Below are 18,342 nucleotides of genomic sequence, written 5' to 3' on the forward strand. Positions count from 1 at the left end.
GCTAGCCCTCCAACTCCCCCTCGGTCTCCAGCAGTACCTGCTTGAGCCCGTCGAGGGTCTCGGACTCCGGCTCGGCCCACATGCCGCGGCCCGCCGCCTCCAGGAGCCGCTCAGCCATGCCGTGCAGCGCCCACGGATTGGACTCGCTCATGAACTTGCGGTTCTCGGGGTCCAGCACGTAGCTCTGCGTCAGCTGCTCGTACATCCAGTCGGCCATGACGCCCGCGGTGGCGTCGTACCCGAAGAGGTAGTCGACGGTGGCCGCCATCTCGAAGGCGCCCTTGTAGCCGTGCCGGCGCATGGCCGTCATCCAGCGCGGGTTGACGACGCGGGCCCGGAACACGCGCGTGGTCTCTTCCGAGAGCGTGCGGGTGCGGACGGCGTCGGGCCGGGTGTTGTCGCCGATGTAGGCGGCGGGGTCCTTGCCGGTCAGCGCGCGGACGGTCGCGACCATGCCGCCGTGGTACTGGAAGTAGTCGTCGGAGTCGGCGATGTCGTGCTCGCGGGTGTCGGTGTTCTTGGCCGCCACCGAGATTCGCCGGTAGGCCCGGTTCATGTCGTCGGTGGCCGGGGCGCCGTCGAGGCCGCGACCGTACGCGAAGCCACCCCACGCGGTGTACACCTGGGCCAGATCGGCGTCGTCGCGCCAGTTGCGGCTGTCGATGAGCTGCAGCAGGCCGGCACCGTAGGTGCCCGGCTTCGAACCGAAAATCCTTGTGGTGGCGCGCCTCTGGTCGCCGTGGTCGGCGATGTCGACCTGCGAGTGGGCGCGGACGTAGTTGTCCTCGGCCGGCTCGTCGAGCCCGGCGACCAGCTGGACGGCGTCGTCGAGCATGGTCACCACGTGCGGGAAGGCATCCCGGAAGAAGCCGGAGATGCGGACCGTGACGTCGATGCGCGGGCGGCCCAGTTCGGCCAACGCGATCGGCTCCAGTCCGACCACGCGCCGTGACGCGTCGTCCCAGATGGGCCGAACACCCAGCAGCGCAAGCACTTCGGCGATGTCGTCACCCGCGGTGCGCATGGCCGAGGTGCCCCACACCGAGAGCCCGACGGACTCGGGCCAGCGCCCGTGGTCGGTGCGGTACCGCTCCAGCAGCGAATCCGCCATCGCCACACCGGTTTCCCACGCCAGCTTCGACGGGACGGCCTTGGGGTCGACCGAGTAGAAGTTGCGTCCCGTGGGCAGCACGTTCACCAGGCCGCGCAGCGGCGATCCTGACGGCCCGGCCGCGATGAAGCCGCCGCCGAGGGCGTGCAGGATCTGGTCGATCTCGCGGCTGGTCGCGCGCAGCCGCGGCACCACCTCGGTGGCGGCGAACCGCAGCACCTTGGCGACCTCGGCGTTGTCGGTGATGCCGTCGACGGTGGCAGCGTCCCAGCCCGACTTCTGCAGTGCCGCAACCAGTTCGCGGGCCCGGCCTTCGGCGGCGTCGACGGCATCCCGCTCGGCAGAGCCGTCTTCAGCGAGCCCCAGGGCTTCACGCAGCCCCGGCACGGACTGCTCGCCGCCGAACAGCTGGCGGGCCCGCAGGATGGCCAGCACCAGGTCCAGTTCGGCCTCGCCGTCGGGCGCCTGGCCCAGGATGTGCAGGCCGTCGCGGATCTGGACGTCCTTGATCTCGCACAGCCAGCCGTCGACGTGCAGCAGCATGTCGTCGAACACGTCCTCGTCCGGCCGGTCCTCGAGCCCGAGGTCGTGGTCCATCTTGGCGGCGCGCATCAGGGTCCAGATCTGCTGACGGATGGCCGGCAGCTTGCCGGGATCGAGCGCCGAGATGGTCGAGTGCTCGTCGAGCAGTTGTTCCAGGCGGGCGATATCGCCGTAGGTCTCGGCGCGGGCCATCGGCGGGATCAGATGGTCGACCAGGACGGCATGCGCGCGGCGCTTGGCCTGCGTGCCCTCACCCGGATCGTTGACCAGGAAGGGATAGACCAGCGGCAGGTCGCCGAGCGCGGCGTCGGTGCCACATGCGGCGGACATGCCGAGGGTCTTGCCGGGCAGCCATTCCAGGTTGCCGTGCTTGCCCAGGTGGATCATCACGTCGGCACCGAAGTGCTTGTTGATCCAGTGGTAGGCGGCCAGGTAGTGGTGGCTCGGCGGCAGGTCGGGGTCGTGGTAGATCGCGACGGGGTTCTCACCGAAGCCGCGGGGCGGCTGGACGATGAGCACGATGTTGTCGGAAACCATTGCGGCGATGACGATCTCACCGTCGGGGTCCTGTGAGCGGTCGACGAACAGGTCGCCCGGCGCCTCGCCCCAGTGTTCGGTGACGGCATCGGTGAGTTCGGCGGGCAGCGTGGCGAACCAGGCCCGGTAGTCCTTGGCAGAGACGCGCACCGGGTTGGCTTCGAGCGCTTCGGTGCTGAGCCAGTCGGGGTCCTGGCCGCCGCGCTCGATCATCGCGTGGATGAGGGCGTCACCATCTTCGGCGTCGACGCCGGGGATGTCACCGATGCGGTAGCCGGCGTCGCGCATGGCCCGCAGCAGCGCGACGGCGCTGGCCGGCGTGTCGAGGCCGACGGCGTTGCCGATGCGGGCGTGCTTGGTCGGGTACGCCGAGAACACCAGCGCGACGCGCTTGTCGGCCGGGGCGATGTGCTTCAGCCGGGCATGCCGGACGGCCAGCCGCGCGACGCGCTCGCAGCGCTCGGGGTCAGCGACATACGAGATCAGGCCTTCGCTGTCGATCTCCTTGAACGAGAACGGCACGGTGATGATCCGGCCGTCGAACTCCGGCACCGCCACCTGTGACGCCACGTCGAGCGGCGTCAGGCCGTCGTCGTTCTCGTCCCACTGGGCACGCGAGCTGGTCAGGCACAGACCCTGCAGGATCGGGATGTCGAGCGCCGCCAGGTGCGCGACGTTCCAGTTGTCGTCATCGCCGCCGGCGCTCGCGAGGGCCGGCGTCGCGCCGCCGGCCGCCAGCACCGTCGTGATGAGCGCGTCGGCGGTGCCCAGCAGCTCGATGAGCTCGGGCTCGGCGGTGCGCAGCGAAGCGCAGAAGATCGGCAGCGGACGGCCGCCGGCCTGCTCGATGGCGCCGCACAGCGCGTCGATGTAGGCAGTGTTGCCGGCCAGCTGCTGGGCGCGGTAGTAGAGCACCGCAATGGTCGGTCCCGCCGCATCCGTCTGGCGGTCCAGCAGCCCCCAGCTCGGCGTGGATTCGGGCTCACCGAAGCCGAACCCGGTCATCAGCGCCGTGTCCGACAGGAACGAATGGAGATTCACCAGGTTGCTGACGCCGCCGTGCGCCAGGTAGATGTGCGCCTGCAGCGCGACACCGGCCGGGACAGTCGAGTGGCTCATCAGGTCGGCGTCGGGCGTCTGCTCCCCCGACAGCACCACGGTCGGGATACCGCTGGCGACGACGGCATCGATGTCGTCCTGCCAGGTCCGATAGCCGCCCAGCACCCGGACGATCGCCAGATCCGAACCCGCGAGGAGGTCCGCCAGTTCCCCGTCGATCAACCGGGACGGGTTGGCCCACCGGTACTCGGCGCCGCTGGCGCGGGCCGTGATCAGATCGGTGTCGGACGTCGAGAGCAGCAGTACGGTCGGCACCGACTATTCGTACCCCACCGGCGATGCCGGCTGCTCCGCGGTGTCGGACGGCGCCGCGACCAGCTGGTTTCGGCCCCCGGCTTTGGCGTCGTAGACGGCCCGGTCCGCGCGGGCCAGCAGTTCGCGGGCGAAACCGCCCGCCGCGGCCCAATCCGACCGGGACATCCCGGCGAATCCGGCCGAGGCGGTCAGCGTCGTGGGCGTACCCGCTACCGGGCCCAGCCCGGCGATGCCGCTGCGCAGTTCTTCGGCGCGCCGCCTGCCGGCGCCGTCGCTGTTGTCGGGACCGCGCCACAGCGCCGCGAACTCCTCGCCGCCGACGCGAGCCACGACGACGTCCTCACCTGCGGTCGCGAGCCGCAGGTACGTGCCGATTGCCCGCAACGCATCGTCGCCCGCCGGGTGGCCGTACCGGTCGTTGAAGCCCTTGAAGTCGTCGACGTCGAGCACCATCACCGCCGCGTACCGGGTCTCCACGGCCGCGTCGAGTCCGTCAAGCGCCTCGTCGAAGGACCGCCGGTTCGCCAATCCGGTCAGCGGGTCGGTTCTGGTGAGTTCGTCGAGCTTGCGCTCATCGAGCCACGCCAGCCGCACCGATCGCTCGAGCTTGTAGGAGAACCGCATGGTCACGGCGACCATGAAGATCGACGTGCCCACGGTGAGCAACCTGTTGCTGGTCCACGGGAACACCCACAGCTCCAGCGCCGACACGAACAGCAGGATCGCCAGCACCGAAGGGGCCAGCAGCCGGAACCGGATCTTCACCACGCACAGGCTCAGCAGCACCGCCGTGGGCATCAGGTACGGGACGACGTCGTAGCCCTGCGGCAGCTGGACCACCCGCTCGTACATCTGGGCACTGGTGATGACGCCGACGGCCGCGATGTACGTGGGAGCGGAGAACCGGTAGAGCCGCGGCACCAACGCGGTCAGGGCAGCCAGCGTCGCCATCGGCATGATCCCGTAGACCAGCGTGTACACACCGAGTGCCTGCGATTCGGGCGGCATCTTGAGCACGGTCTTGTACGACGACAGCATCGCGAGGCACACCGCGTCCAAGCCCAGCATGATCGCGGCCCGCGAGATGCGCCCCTGCCGGTCGTACACCTTCCGGAACTCTGCTTCCTGCTCGTGCGTGGGCGCGGGCTGCAGTTCGGCTACAGCCGGGGCCGGGGCCGTCGAGCGACGGGGGCCGCGGTGCCTGTCGCGGCTCGGCATGACGGGCAGCTGCGGGTCCGCGACGGCGAGCCGGTCCCGGCCCTCACGCTTGGCCCGGTACAGGGCGGAGTCCGCGCGGCGGAGCAGTTCGACGGCGTTGATGGTGGCCGCGCCGGGTTCCGGATCGTGCGCCAGGCCGGCCGACGCGGTGACGACGCGCCCGTCGGCGTCGTGAGCGATCGCGAGTGCGGAGATTCCGGACCGGATCTCCTCGGCGCGGGTGGCCATCGTGGCCGGGTCGGCCGCACACCACACCGCGACGAACTCCTCACCACCGAGGCGGGCGCAGAACTCGTCCACACCGGTCAAGGAGTCGCCCAGATAGGCGCCGACCCGCCGCAGGCAGTCATCACCGGCCAGGTGACCGTTGCGGTCGTTGAAGCCCTTGAAGTCGTCGACGTCGAGCACCATCACGGCCAGGCTGCCGCCGGTGCGCTGCGCGGCCCGCGCCACCTCCGTGAGCTGCTCGTCGAAGTAGCGCCGGTTCGGCACTCCGGTCAGCGCGTCGGTGCGGGTGAGGCGAGCCAGCGTGCGGGCCCGCAGCCAGCCGGTTCGGGTCGACCGTTCGAGCTCGTAGGCAGCGCTGAGCGCCACGGTCACCATCCCGATCAAGGCGACGATGTCGAACATTTCGTTGCTCGTGGGCTCGAACGCCGAGAGCTCGGTCGCCACGATGCCGGCGAGCCCGGCGAGAATCGCCGGGGCCAGCAGCACGAAGCGGATCTGCACGACGATGAGGCTCATCAAGATCGCCACGGGCATGGCCAGCGGCACGACGTCCAGCCCGTGCCGGATGCACGCGATGCGCAGCACCATGAAGCAGGCGACGTCGATATACACCGATGCGATGTAGAGCAACGAGGACCACCGCTGCAGTGGGCTGTGGTCTCCACTGAGCCAGCGCAGCACCATGGGCACGACGACGGCCACCAACAAAGAACGGCCCAGTGGCATCACTTCGGGCGGCACCCGCAGCAGCGTGTGATGAAAAGCGATACCCGCGGTGATGACGATCAGCAGGACGGCCCACATCTCGTGGCGGGCCTTGCGGCCCGACTGACCGAAGGTCAGTTGGAACTCGGACTCAAGGGGTTCGCTGAATCGAACCCCGTTGACCATCGCCGACCACATGGACTGCGCCTCCCCTGTCGCGACGGGCCACTTGGCCAGCAGCCTAACGTCACGGCCTGCGCCGATCAGACCGAACCGGGGTGCGGAAAAAGCAACGGCGGGCGGGTTGCTGTGCAACCCGCCCGCCGGCGGTCTCATCTACCTCGCTGTGGTCAGCGCTGGTTGGTCTCCCACCGCTGGTACCACGTCTTGCCCTGGTAGGGCAGGCCCGCGGCCACGATGAGAGCGAAGACGCCACCAACGTACAGAGCGAAATCGGACATTGCGTCCCTCCTTAGGTCATCCGAATGCGATGTAGCAAGCGGAAGTTCGCGTTCAACGGTACGGGCCGATGCCCTGATTACAAGGGACTTGTAAGGCACGGAACAGCCCGGAAACGGCAGTGGCCCACTTCACAATTTGCGGCACAACGTAACGTGGACAAGGTGATTCGCAGCCGTGACGACGACGCCTGCCCGGGCGCCCTGCAGGTGCACCAGGCGGCCGACGGTGACCTGGCCCGCATCCGCCTGGCCGGCGGCATGATCACTGCTGCACAGCTGGAGGCGCTGGCCCTCGCGGCGCCCGAATTCGGCTCGCCGGCAATGGAACTGACCTCGCGCGGCAACATCCAGGTGCGCGGAATCCACGATGCCGCGGGGCTGGCCGCGGCGGTCCAGGCGGCGGGCCTGCTGCCCTCGGCCACTCACGAACGCGTCCGCAACATCGTGGCGTCCCCGCTGTCGGGCCGCAGCGGCGGGCTGGGCGACGTCCGCGCCGTCGTGCGCGACCTCGATTCCGGCCTGCAAAACCGCCCTGACCTGGCCGAACTGCCCGGCAGGTTCTGGTTCGGCGTCGACGACGGCCGCGGTGACATCTCGGGCCTGGCGCCCGACGTGAGCACCCATCTGGTCTCTGCCGAGACGGCCGCCGTACTGGTGGCGGGCCGCGACACCGGGGTGCGGATCGCCGCCACGCAGGCCTCGGAGACCCTGCTGAACCTGGCCCACAGCTTCCAGAACATTCGCGGGAATCGTTGGCGAACAAGCGAATTGGAGCACGCTGACGTCCTCCTGGACGCGGCCGGGCTGAACCCGACCGAGCCGGCGGGCGCGACCTGGGCGCCCGTCGACGTTCCGCCGGTCGGCTGGATCACCCAGGACGACGGCCGGATCACATTGGGTGCCGCCGTCCCGTTGGGTGTGCTGCGGGCCCGCACCGCCGAGTTTGTGGCCGCCATCACCGCTCCCGTGGTGGTCACACCATGGCGCTCGTTACTCATCTGTGACCTCGAAGAGGGCATCGCCGACACCTCCCTGCGGGTGCTGGCGCCCATGGGCCTGATCTTCGACGAGCACTCCCCCTGGCTGTCGATCAGCTCCTGCACCGGCAGCCCCGGGTGCGCCAAGTCACTGACCGACGTGCGCAGTGACGCGGCCGCCGCGGCGGAGTCGGGCGAGCCCGGCGGCCGCCGGCATTTCGTCGGCTGCGAGCGCGCGTGCGGCAGCCCGTCCGTCGGTGAGGTGCTGGTGGCGACCAACTCGGGGTACGAACCGCGCCACCCGTAGGGTTATCGCGTGCTCGACTACGTCCGCGACGCTGCGGAGATCTACCGACAGTCGTTCGCGACCATCCGCGCCGAGGCGGATCTGGCGCGATTTCCCGACGACGTCTCGCGCGTCGTCGTCCGTCTGATCCACACCTGCGGCCAGGTCGACGTCACCGAGCACGTCGCCTACACCGACGACGTGGTGACCCGCACGCATGCCGCGCTGGCCGCCGGGGCGCCGATCCTGTGCGATTCGTCGATGGTGGCTGCGGGCATCACGCGCTCACGCCTGCCCGCGAACAACGACGTGGTGTCGCTGGTCGCCGACCCGGGCGCACCCGCGATGGCCGCGAAACTCGGCAGCACCCGGTCCGCGGCGGCCGTCGATCTGTGGGCCGACCGGCTCGGGGGCGCCGTGCTGGCCATCGGCAACGCGCCGACGGCCTTGTTCCGGTTGCTCGAGCTGCTGGACGAGGGCGCGCCGGTGCCCGCCGCGGTGCTGGGCGGCCCCGTGGGCTTCGTCGGCTCGGCGCAGTCGAAGGACGAACTGATCGCGCGACCGCGCGGCATGGACTATCTGGTGGTGACGGGGCGGCGTGGCGGTAGTGCCATGGCTGCCGCCGCGGTGAACGCGATTGCGAGTGAACGCGAGTGAGGCTCGCCGAACGAGCAGAAGGTGGACGATGACAACGGGAACTCTCTTCGGCGTCGGCCTCGGTCCGGGCGACCCGGAATTGGTGACGGTCAAGGCCGCGCGTGTGATCGGCGAGGCCGACGTGGTGGCGTACCACAGTGCGCGCCACGGCCACAGCATCGCGCGCCGCATCGCCGAGCCGTATCTGCGCCCCGGCCAGATCGAGGAGCACCTCGTCTACCCGGTGACGACCGAGACCACGTCGCATCCGGGCGGGTACGACGGCGCCATCGAGGACTTCTACGCCGAGGCCGCCGAGCGCATCGCCACCCACCTGGCCGCGGGCCGCAACGTGGCGCTGCTGGCCGAGGGCGACCCGCTGTTCTACAGCTCCTACATGCACATGCACACGCGGCTCACCGAACGGTTCCACGCCGTCATCGTGCCGGGCGTGACGTCCGTCAGTGCCGCGTCGGCGGCCATCTCGACGCCGCTGGTGCAGGGCGAGCAGGTGCTCACCATCCTGCCCGGCACGCTGCCGGCCGGCGAGCTGCAACGCCGCCTCGCCGACACCGACGCCGCCGTCGTGATGAAGTTGGGCCGCTCGTACCCGGCTGTGCGGCAGGCGCTTTCATCGGCCGGACGGCTGGATGAGGCGTTCTACGTCGAGCGCGCGAGCACCGAGGCGCAGCGGGTGCTGCCGGCCGCCGACGTCGACGAGACGACGGTGCCGTACTTCTCCATCGCGATCCTTCCGGGCGGACAACGTGCGGCCCGCACTGGCGGCAGTGTTGTCGTGGTCGGCCTGGGCCCGGGCGATCCGGAGTGGACGACGACGCAGACCCGCCGCGAGCTGGCGGCCGCCACCGACCTGATCGGCTACGGACCGTACCTGGACCGCGTCCCGGATCGTCCCGGCCAGCAGCGGCACCCGAGCGACAACACCGACGAACGTGCCCGCGCCGAACTGGCCTGCAGGCTGGCCCAGCAGGGCCGGACCGTCGCCGTGGTGTCCTCCGGTGACCCCGGCGTGTTCGCGATGGCGACCGCGGTGCTCGAGGAGGCCCAGCAGTGGCCGGGCGTCCAGGTCCGGGTGGTCCCGGCGATGACCGCCGCGCAGGCCGTGGCCAGCCGCGTCGGTGCCCCGCTCGGCCATGACTACGTGGTGATCTCGCTGTCCGACCGGCTCAAGCCCTGGGACATCATCGCCCAGCGCGTCACCGCGGCCGCCCGCGCCGACTTCGTGCTCGCGATCTACAACCCGGCCTCGAAGACCCGCACCTGGCAGGTGGCCGCGATGCAGGATCTGCTGCTGGAGTACCGCGACCCGAACACGCCGGTGATCATCGGTCGCGACGTGGCCGGGCCGAACGAAACCGTGCGCGTGGTGCGCCTGGCCGACCTCAAGCCGGCCGAGATCGACATGCGCTGCCTGCTGATCGTCGGCTCGTCGCAGACGGTGTGGCACAGCACCCCCGAGGGCGACCGGGTGTTCACCCCGCGGTATTACCCCCACTGATTCGATTGGGCCACTAGGGTTTCCGGACATGAGCGAAAGCCCTCGAGTCACGCGCCTGGTCATGTACAAGCACGGCATGGCGCTGGTCGAACGCAGTGGCCCGGTCGACGGTGATTTCGCCCTGACGTTCCGCCACGCCCAGATGAAGGACGTGCTCAAGTCGCTGTCAGTGGTGGGTACCGGTACCGACCTGGCGGTCGGCGCGGTCTCGTTCGACACCCCCACCGACCCGCACAGCCAACTGGGTGGCCGCGGGGTGCAGATCGAGTCCGGCAACGCGCTGCGCGGACTGTTCGACGGCCTGCGCGGCCGCACCGTCGAAGTCGACTGCGGCGCCACGCGCCATCGGGGCGAGGTGATCGGCGTCGACGAATCGGCGAAGTACCGCCAGGTGCTGGTCCTGCGCACCGACGCGGGGTCGGTCAGCCTGATCGAACTGGCCGACGTCGCTGCCGTCACGCTGGCGGAGGAACCATCGCGCGACAACCTCGAGTACCTGCTGGACCGGTCCCGCGCGCTGACCGCGGGCCAGAATTGCCAACTGGGCGTACAGGTTCGGGGCAGCGGGACCGTCCAGGTGTCCTACGTGGTGCCGGCGCCGCTGTGGCGGCTGTCGTACCGGCTGGTGCGCGATGGTGACGGCCTGGTGTTGACCGCGATGGGCATCGTGCACAACCCCGTCGACGAGGACCTCACCGACATCGCGTTGACGCTGACCACCGGCGAACCGGTCTCCTTCGACATCGACCTGTACGAGAGCAAGCACGCGTATCGGGAGGTCGTCGAGGAAAGCCGCCGCGGTGCGGTGCCCGTGGCCGCCGCCGCGAAAACCCGGTCGCCGGCTGAGGTATCGGCGGCGATGGCGATGCCCGCACCTGCCGGCGCCGGGTTTTTCGATGCGTATGCCGACGCCGTCGACGATGTCGAAACCGCCGATCGCGGTGAGTATTTCGAGTACCGGCTGAGTACCCCGGTGTCACTCAAACGCGGCGGCGCGTCGATGATTCCCCTGGCGGTACAGGCCGTGGACGGCGTCCGGCGCGAACTGGTCTGGACCGGCCATGACCGCTCCCCCGAGATCGTCCTCGTCTTCACCAACACCGCGGGCATCGTGCTCGAGGAAGGCCCCGCCGTCATCTACGAGCAGGATGCCTACGCCGGCGAAGCGATGGTGCCCTTCACCGCCCGCGACGCGAAGGTGCGGCTGCCGTTCGCGAAAGACCTTGCGGTGCGGTGCCGGCACACCTCGACCGTCAGCGACGTCACCGCCCGCGTGCGCCTGGCCCGCGCCGCGCTGGTCCACGAGCAGCGGCGCGAGCGACTCCATACCCTGCGGGTCGAGAACGACCATGCCGAACCGGTCGAGGTGATCTTCGAGATCGTCCGTTTTCAGGGACACCGCGTGGAAGCGCGGGACAACGTCACCGCGATCGCCGACGACGGGACCAACCACCGGATCACGGTCACCGCGGCCGGCCACGGCGCCGTCGAAGCCACGGTGCTGGAAAGCTGGCCGCTGTCCAGCGAGATCGACTACGAGCACCTCGCGCCGGGTCAACTCGAAGAATGGCTGGCCGACCGGTCCCTCGACGCCGCCACCATCACCGCGCTCGGCGAAGTCCTGGACAAGTGGGCGACCGCCGAGCGGCTGGAGTCGGGCGCCGAGCAGGTCGAGGCCGCGCGCTCGGGTGACTACGAGGCGCAGAGCCGAATCTCCGAGCAGCTCAACGTCCTCGGCACCGACGGCCCCGAAGGCGAGCTACGGCGCCGGCTCATCGTGGACCTCGAGGCGCTGCGGGACCGCAGCACCGCGCAGGGCGAGAAGGTCCGTCAGCTCCGCGACGACGCGGAAGCGCACCGGCGGGCCGCCTGGGACGAACTCCAGCGGCTCATCGACGCGCCCTGACCCACGCTTCGGCTTCGTCGACGCTGGCGGCTGTCGCCACGCCGCCGGGCAGCGCCGGCCGGTCCACCATGATCACCGGAACATTCAGCGCCGCAGCGGCATCCAGCTTCGCGCGCGTCATGCCGCCACCGCTGTTCTTCGTGACCAGGGCATCGATGCGGTGGTCACGCAGCAGCGCCAGCTCGTTGTCGTAGTCGTACGGGCCGCGGGACAACAGGATGTGGTGCTGCGGCGGCAGCGTATCGGCGTCCGGCGGCGTGACGGCACGGATCAGGAACCAGGCGTCCGACGCGCGGAAGGCCGTCGTGCCCGAACGTCCCGTGGTGAGGAAGACCCGTTGGTAGCCACGGTCTTTGACGGTCTGCGCGGCCTGCCGGTCATCGGCGACGACGATGGCGTCACCGTGCGGCCACGCCGGCCGCGCCAGGACCAGATGCGGCAGCCGCAGGCTTGCGCAGGCCTGGGCGGCGTTGGCGGTGATGGTGGCGGCGAACGGGTGCGTGGCGTCGACGACGGCGGTGATCTCGTTGTCCTGCAGGTAGGTCCGCAGGCCGTCGACGCCACCGAAGCCACCGATCCGCACCGGGCCGACCGGCAGCGCCGGGTCGGGGACGCGACCGGCCAGGGAACTGATCAGCTCGATGCCGGGGTGCAGCCGCTTGGCCAATGCCCGCGCCTCCGACGTCCCGCCCAGGAGCAGCAGCTTCACCGGTCACCTTCCCAGTGCCCGCGACACGGACGTTCCGCCCGCGACACGCCGTCGGCGGCGTGCCGAACGTCTACCTCGCGGGTTGTTGCCAGTGGCGGCTCCGCCATCAATGTGTCGCCCCGCGGCGCCGGCCGCTCGAATACAGGTAGCTGTCGGTGAACCCCTGGGCACCCAGCGCGTCGCCGACGAAGATCACCGCGGTCTTGGTGATGCCCGCCGCTTTGGTCCGCTCGGCCAGCTCGGAAAGGGTGCAGGTGATGACCTGCTCGCTCGGCCAACTGACGAAAGCCACCACCGCGCAGGGGGTTTCGGGGCAGTACCCACCCTCGAGCAGCTGGGGAACGATGTTGTCGATCTGCGCAGCCGCCAGGTGCAGCACCAACGTGGCACCGGGCTTGGACAGGGTCACCAAATCCTCGCCGTGCGGCATCGCGGTCGACAGCGTCGCGACCCGGGACAGGGTGACGGTCTGGGCCACGCCGGGCACCGTCAGCTCTCGCCCGAGTGCCGCGGCGGCAGCGGCGAAAGCCGGTACACCGGGCACGATTTCGTAGTCGATACCGAGCTCGTCCAGACGGCGGCACTGTTCGGCCGCCGCGCTGTAGATCGACGGATCCCCCGAGTGCAGGCGCGCCACGTCGAGTCCGGCTTCGTGTGCGGCGACCAACTCGCCGATGATCTGCTCCAGGTTGAGCGGACCGGTGTCGACGATGCGCGCGTCGGGCGGGCATTCCGCCAGCAGGTCGTCGGGCATGATCGAGCCGGCGTACAGACACACCCGACACGACCGCAGCAGCCGCTGCCCGCGCACGGTGATGAGATCGGCGGCGCCGGGTCCCGCGCCGATGAAGTACACCGTCATTTCTTGACCACCGTCCACTGGGTTATCGGCAATGCCGGGCGCCAACCGGTGAAGCCACCGAGCGGTTCGCCGTGATAGTGCTGGAAGCGGCGCAGTTCGCCGCCCAGTTCCGAATAGAGCTGCACCACAAAGGCTTCCGACTCTGCCGTCACCGCGTTGGCGACCAGCCGGCCGCCGGATTCGAGCGCGTCGAAGCAGGCGTCGAACAGCCCCGGTTGGGTGAGGCCACCACCGATGAAGATGGTGTCCGGGCCGGCCACATCCTGGAATCCTTCCGGCGCCGCGCCGCGCACGTCCACGGTGACGCCGAACTTGGTGACGTTATTGACGATCCGCTCGCGGCGCACCTCGTCGCGCTCGAACGCGACGGCCCGGCCGCCCGACGCGCGACACCATTCGATCGCGATGCTGCCCGACCCCGAGCCGATGTCCCACAGCACGCGGCCGGGGCGCGGCTGCAACGCGGTCAGCGCCAGCGCCCGAATGGTCTGTTTGGTGATCTGCCCGTCGTGATCGAAGGCCGTGTCCGCCACGACCGTCCCGATGCGCAGGTCGGGTGCGTACCGCACGGCAATGACATTGAGCGCGTCGACGTGCGGGTCACTGGCGTCCCACTCCCCTGCCGTCATCGTGGTGATGCGTTCGGCCGGGCCGCCGAGCTGTTCCAAAACCGTGAACTCCGATTGGCCACGACGGGTTTCGGTGAGCAGCCGGGCCAACGCTCGCGGCGTGTCGGCTCCTTTGGACAACACCACCGCGCGACCACCGGGGCGGATGGCGGTGTGCGGTGCGGCGTTGACGAGGCTGATCACCTCGGTGTCTTGCACACTCCAGCCCAGTCGCGCGCACGCCAGCGTCACCGAGGACACGTGCGGCAGCACCGTCACACGGTCCCGGCCGAACAGCCGGATCAGCGTGGCGCCGATGCCGTGCAGCATCGGGTCGCCGGACGCCACGACGTGCACGTCCCCCAGCCCGTCGAACAACGTGGGCAGGGCCGCCAGCATCGGCGACGGCCAGGCCCGCCGCTCGGCGGTGACGTCGGCGTCCAGCAGGTCCAGCTGTCGCGGACCGCCGAAAATCACTGTCGCGCTGTGTAGTTCGCCCCGGGCGGCCTGGCCCAGTCCGGCCATCCCGTCGGCGCCGATGCCGACGACGGTGATCTTGCCTTCGTTCCCGGTCATCGGTGCCCTCTGCTCTTCGCGCAAGCGCTCATCGCGGCATCTTCCGCCAGATGGCGTTCGGCACAAAACGAGTCGCGAAGATCAGCGGGCGGATACCCCACGGCACCCAGACCGCGGCCTTGCCCTTGCGCAGCGCCGTCGCGGCAGCTTCGGCGACCTGCGCGGGCGTGCTCGACATCGGTGCCGGGTCCATGCCCTCGGTCATCCGGCCGATCACGAAGCCGGGTCGCACGATGAGCAACTGGATGCCGGTGCCGTGCAGCGCGTCGGCCAGCCCGCACGCGAAGCCGTCCAGGCCCGCCTTGGCCGAACCGTAGACGTAGTTGGCCCGGCGGACCCGTGCGCCGGCGATCGACGAGAACACCACCAGCCGTCCCCGGCCGGCGGCGCGCATGCGCTGCGTCAGCAGCGTCAGCAGGTTCACCTGGGCCACGTAGTCGGTGTGGACGACGGCCACCGCGTGCGCGGCATCGTCCTCGGCCCGGGCCTGGTCACCGAGGACGCCGAAGGCCAGGACCGCGGTACCGATGGGCCCGTGCCCGGCTTCGATCGCGCTGACCAGCGCGGCATGCGAGGTCAGGTCGTCGGCGTCGAACTCGCAGGTGTGGACCTCCGCGGCGCCGGCCGTGCGCACCGCCTGCACCTCGTCCACCAGTTGATCGGCCCGGCGCGCGGCCAGCACCACCGTGTTGCCCGGCGCCAGCCGGACGGCCAGTTCCAGGCCGATCTCACTGCGGCCGCCGAAGACGACGACCACCTCGCCGCCGGTATCCGCCGTGTCGTTCACGGCTGCGATTATCACCTGCGCTACTTTTGGTGATGATGGCGAAGGCAACGACACGGCTCACCAGTGACGCGCTGGCATTCCTCACCGAGCGTCATCTGGCGATGCTGACCACCCTGCGGTCGGACAATTCCCCGCACGTGGTGGCGGTCGGTTTCACCTTCGACCCGAAGACCCACATCGCGCGCGTCATCACCACCGGCGGTTCCCAGAAGGCCCTCAACGCCGCCCAGCGCGGTGTCGCCGTGCTGAGTCAGGTCGACGGTGCCCGGTGGCTGTCCCTCGAAGGCAAGTCGACCGTCAGCAACGACGCCGACGACGTCCGCGACGCCGAACTGCGCTACGCCCAGCGCTACCGCACGCCGCGGGTGAACCCGCGGCGCGTGGTGATCGAGGTCCGCATCGAACGCGTCCTCGGCTCCAGCGAGCTGCTGGACCGCGGCGAGGCGTAGTCCGCTTTTCAGTCTCGGCTCCGGAGACCTGCCGATTGTGGTGACGGTCCGACGCCCAGCGCAATCGCTCTGATTTCAACGGTTCCGGGTGACACGTGTGCAGGTGCCGCAGCGGATGCGGCACCGCCGGCGCGACGTGGTGTCGTGCCGTTGAGCGTCAGTGACGCTGTATCACCTTGCGGGACTGTCACTTTCGCCACCCTCGTCTCCGCTCTCCGCCGGGTAGAGCGTCGGATGCCAGTAGTGGTTGGTTCTTGGCTGGCCCACATCTAAGAGTGGTGGTGGGGTCCAGTGGATGCGGCCGTCGGGGCCCATGGTGGTGGTCCAGCCGCCGGTGTCGGCCAGGCGATTGTGGGGCCCGCAGGCCAGGGTGAGGTTGGTGATGTCGGTGGGTCCGTCATCGCGCCAGTTGGTGTTGACGTGATGGGCCTGAGAGCGCGATGCGGGGGCGGTGCAGTTGGGTTTGGTGCAGCCCAGGTCGCGGGCGAACAAAGCGAAACGTTGGGCGACAGTGGCGGTACGACGTGCTCGGCCCATGTACAGCGGTTGTTCGGTGTGGTCGTCAAAGACGACGAGGTAGTGGTCGGCTCCGGCGGCGGCCATCTGAACCAGGTCTTTGACCGGGAGTTTCGTGCCGGTGTGCGTGAGCGCCATGCCGGTGCGCTTCTCGAGGTCGGTGACGGTACAGGTGCCGATCACCGCGACAGGAAATCCGTTGTGTTCGCCGAGCATGCCGGTCTTCAGGATCATGCGGCCGACCATCTTGTACGCGTCATGGCGGCGCTGGGCGGCGGTACGGGTGTCGTTGTCGATCTGTTCCTGGGTCGGTGTACCCGAGATGCAGGGCACGGCGTCGGCGGGGTTGCACATGCCGGGGGCGGCCCATTTGTCGTAGATCGCATCCCAGTAAGCACGGGTCTCGGCGTCGATGGTGCCGCTGACCTCGGAGGTGCCATCGGAGCGCTGCTTGCCATGGTTGATGGCGCGTTTCGGGTCGGGTTCAGAGTCGTCAGGCTCGGGCCCGTCCTGATCCAGCCGATACAACAGATCAGCAGCGACTTTGCGGAGGTCCTCGGGGGTTTTGATTCGGGCATCGGCCACCAGATCCGCCTCACACTGGGCGAGAGTGACCGGGTCGGCCGCCCACAACGGCAACTTCCCGAAAAACCAGGTGATCACCTGCACATGCTCACCGTTGATCGCACCCTCACCGAGCGCGGCGGCGACCAGCTCCCACACCGGACCCAACGGCTCCCCGGTGATCGCTGACCGCGGGCCCAGATTATCCGTATCGCGGACCCGGCGGCGGGCCTCCTCCCGACTGATCCGCAACCGCACATGCAACACCTCAGGCCAATCCTTGGCCCCGATCCCCTTGGCCGCGGCCTGGGTCTGTGCCGCCGCCAGAATCTGGTGATCGACCGCCTCGGCCGCGCACTTAAGGGTTTCGCGGCGCGACTGCACCTCCAACAGCGTCCGCACGTCCAGGCCGGTGTAGTCGAGATTGTTGACCGCCACGACCGCGTCCTCGAGCGCCGCGTAGGCGGTCAGGACAGCGGCACGACCGGAAGGCATATTCGAACAATAGTTCGACTCGCCGACAATTCGGTGTGACGAAAGAGACCCTAGTTGCCCAGCGTGACCAGCGCAAACAAAGTGACCAAAGTTTTTTGGCGCACGACGACTCAGGACAAGAGCAACCTGATTGTTCGGCCAGCACTCGGTCGGCGAGATGTCCGCAGACGCGACACCGAGACTGCAGCCATCAGCAAAACCGACCACCAGACGGCCACGGTCCACAACTGCGACAACTATTCGTCATAAGATGCTCAGCGTCCCCAGACCGGCAGGAGCATCGATGGCACGCGGCACTCCGCTGGAAGACAGCGCACGCGCAGGCTCACCGCCCACCGACCGCGTCGTCAGCATCATCGAACTCCTGGCGCAGCAGTCCGAACCGAGTTCGGTGGCCTCCATCGCGTCCCGACTCGACCTCAACCGAGCGACCGTCACCTCGATCCTGCTGGCGCTGGAGCGCGCGGGTTGGGTTGTGCGCCTTGCCGATCGGAGTTACACGCTCGGACCGGGCATGCTCGGTGTCGCCGAGGCCGTGCGCAATGCCCTGCCCCTGCCGGACAACCACACCGAGGTCCTGCAGGACCTGGCACATGCCACCAAGTGTGGCGTGTCGCTGGCCATGGTCGGCACCACCGAGATGACGTTCGTCAGCGTGGTGCGCGGCGTCGGCCACATCCCGGGCGGTGTGAGTGTCGGCGTCCGCCTACCGTTGACGCCGCCGGCCGGTGCGACGGTGATCGCGCGCCGCGACGCGGCGAGCCAACAACAGTGGCTGGCCGGGGCAGCACAGGAGCAGCGCGCCGAGTTCGGCAACCTGCTCGACCAACTCCGCAGGGACGGCGTCGCGATATTCAATTTCGGCGATTCCAGCCCCGAGGTGCTGGGCGTACTGGGCGATGTCGCCGAACTGCTCTCCGAGCACCCCCGGCGCAGTGCGCTCCGGCAGCGCGTTTTCGAGACACTGGTCAGCCTCGGCGGTAAGCCTTACAGCACAGCGCAGCTCGAGTCCCCCGAGCCATTGGCCGTGAGCTATCTGAGCACCGCCGTGGACAACGCGGCCGGCCATCCCGCCTACGAGATACAGCTCGGGCCGCTGGATCCGTCGGTGAGCGCCGCCGATCGCGCGCGGTACATCCACGAATTGCGCTCGGCCGCAGCAAAGCTCAGCCAGCACTAGTCATCACCACTGCGCCACCCGCCGGTCAACCGGCGGGCACTTTCGCGACCCACTCACCGGAAATCAATGCTTGCGCGGCTGTCGCCGGGATGCTT

The 18,342-nt window shown here is 69.3% G+C and carries 13 protein-coding genes; 6 read left to right on the top strand and 7 right to left on the bottom strand.

The annotated features are described in order from the left end of the window. Nucleotide 1: 1 nt before the first annotated feature. Nucleotides 2–3,565, bottom strand: a complete 3,564-nt coding sequence (gene cobN, locus ACJH7A_RS08440) for a cobaltochelatase subunit CobN (RefSeq protein ID WP_406801773.1) — start codon at nt 3,563–3,565, stop codon at nt 2–4. 3 nt (nt 3,566–3,568) lie between these two features. Then, complete coding sequence (locus tag ACJH7A_RS08445) at nt 3,569–6,052, bottom strand: diguanylate cyclase (RefSeq protein WP_406775196.1); 2,484 nt, start codon at nt 6,050–6,052, stop codon at nt 3,569–3,571. A 287-nt stretch (nt 6,053–6,339) separates the two neighbouring features. Here ACJH7A_RS08445 and cobG point away from each other — a divergent pair, with 287 nt between their 5' ends. From cobG to ACJH7A_RS08465, 4 genes are read left to right on the top strand one after another with little or no spacing between them, the layout of a single operon-like run. Continuing rightward, nucleotides 6,340–7,461, top strand: coding sequence for a precorrin-3B synthase (gene cobG / locus ACJH7A_RS08450; protein ID WP_318986178.1), 1,122 nt, complete (start codon nt 6,340–6,342; stop codon nt 7,459–7,461). Nucleotides 7,462–7,470: 9 nt separating this feature from the next. Next, the gene (locus ACJH7A_RS08455) at nt 7,471–8,097 is read left to right on the top strand and encodes a precorrin-8X methylmutase (RefSeq protein ID WP_212813894.1); all 627 of its coding nucleotides are present in this window, start codon (nt 7,471–7,473) and stop codon (nt 8,095–8,097) included. Nucleotides 8,098–8,125: 28 nt separating this feature from the next. Next, nucleotides 8,126–9,595: a precorrin-2 C(20)-methyltransferase gene (locus ACJH7A_RS08460; protein WP_406775195.1), complete on the top strand. Its 1,470-nt coding sequence runs from the start codon at nt 8,126–8,128 to the stop codon at nt 9,593–9,595. A 28-nt stretch (nt 9,596–9,623) separates the two neighbouring features. After that, entirely contained in the window at nt 9,624–11,501 is a 1,878-nt protein-coding gene (locus ACJH7A_RS08465; RefSeq protein WP_406801774.1) for a hypothetical protein, read from the top strand. Here ACJH7A_RS08465 and ACJH7A_RS08470 read toward each other — a convergent pair. From ACJH7A_RS08470 to ACJH7A_RS08485, 4 genes are all read right to left on the bottom strand, one after another. Then, nucleotides 11,485–12,210: a cobalt-precorrin-6A reductase gene (locus ACJH7A_RS08470; RefSeq protein ID WP_406775193.1), complete on the bottom strand. Its 726-nt coding sequence runs from the start codon at nt 12,208–12,210 to the stop codon at nt 11,485–11,487. The two genes, ACJH7A_RS08465 and ACJH7A_RS08470, sit on opposite strands and share 17 nt — an antisense overlap. Nucleotides 12,211–12,316: 106 nt before the next feature. Then, entirely contained in the window at nt 12,317–13,072 is a 756-nt protein-coding gene (gene cobM / locus ACJH7A_RS08475; RefSeq protein ID WP_406775192.1) for a precorrin-4 C(11)-methyltransferase, read from the bottom strand. Further along, nucleotides 13,069–14,256 carry a precorrin-6y C5,15-methyltransferase (decarboxylating) subunit CbiE gene (gene cbiE, locus ACJH7A_RS08480; RefSeq protein ID WP_406775191.1) on the bottom strand — a complete coding sequence of 396 codons (1,188 nt, stop codon included), beginning with the start codon at nt 14,254–14,256 and terminating at the stop codon, nt 13,069–13,071. The genes cobM and cbiE overlap by 4 nt, the downstream gene beginning before the upstream one ends. A gap of 28 nt (nt 14,257–14,284) precedes the next feature. After that, the gene (locus ACJH7A_RS08485) at nt 14,285–15,043 is read right to left on the bottom strand and encodes an SDR family NAD(P)-dependent oxidoreductase (RefSeq protein WP_212813883.1); all 759 of its coding nucleotides are present in this window, start codon (nt 15,041–15,043) and stop codon (nt 14,285–14,287) included. 32 nt (nt 15,044–15,075) lie between these two features. Here ACJH7A_RS08485 and ACJH7A_RS08490 point away from each other — a divergent pair, with 32 nt between their 5' ends. Beyond that, nucleotides 15,076–15,492, top strand: a complete 417-nt coding sequence (locus ACJH7A_RS08490; RefSeq protein WP_020103170.1) for a F420-dependent biliverdin reductase — start codon at nt 15,076–15,078, stop codon at nt 15,490–15,492. A gap of 171 nt (nt 15,493–15,663) precedes the next feature. Here the strand turns inward: ACJH7A_RS08490 and ACJH7A_RS08495 are convergent, their stop codons facing one another. Then, complete coding sequence (locus ACJH7A_RS08495; RefSeq protein WP_318986172.1) at nt 15,664–17,067, bottom strand: DUF222 domain-containing protein; 1,404 nt, start codon at nt 17,065–17,067, stop codon at nt 15,664–15,666. Between the two features lie 283 nt (nt 17,068–17,350). Between ACJH7A_RS08495 and ACJH7A_RS08500 the strand changes: the two genes are divergently transcribed. Continuing rightward, nucleotides 17,351–18,247: an IclR family transcriptional regulator gene (locus ACJH7A_RS08500; RefSeq protein WP_406775190.1), complete on the top strand. Its 897-nt coding sequence runs from the start codon at nt 17,351–17,353 to the stop codon at nt 18,245–18,247. Nucleotides 18,248–18,342: the final 95 nt, after the last annotated feature.

Source organism: Mycobacterium sp. SMC-17, from assembly GCF_045310915.1.
Taxonomy (GTDB): Bacteria; Actinomycetota; Actinomycetes; order Mycobacteriales; family Mycobacteriaceae; genus Mycobacterium.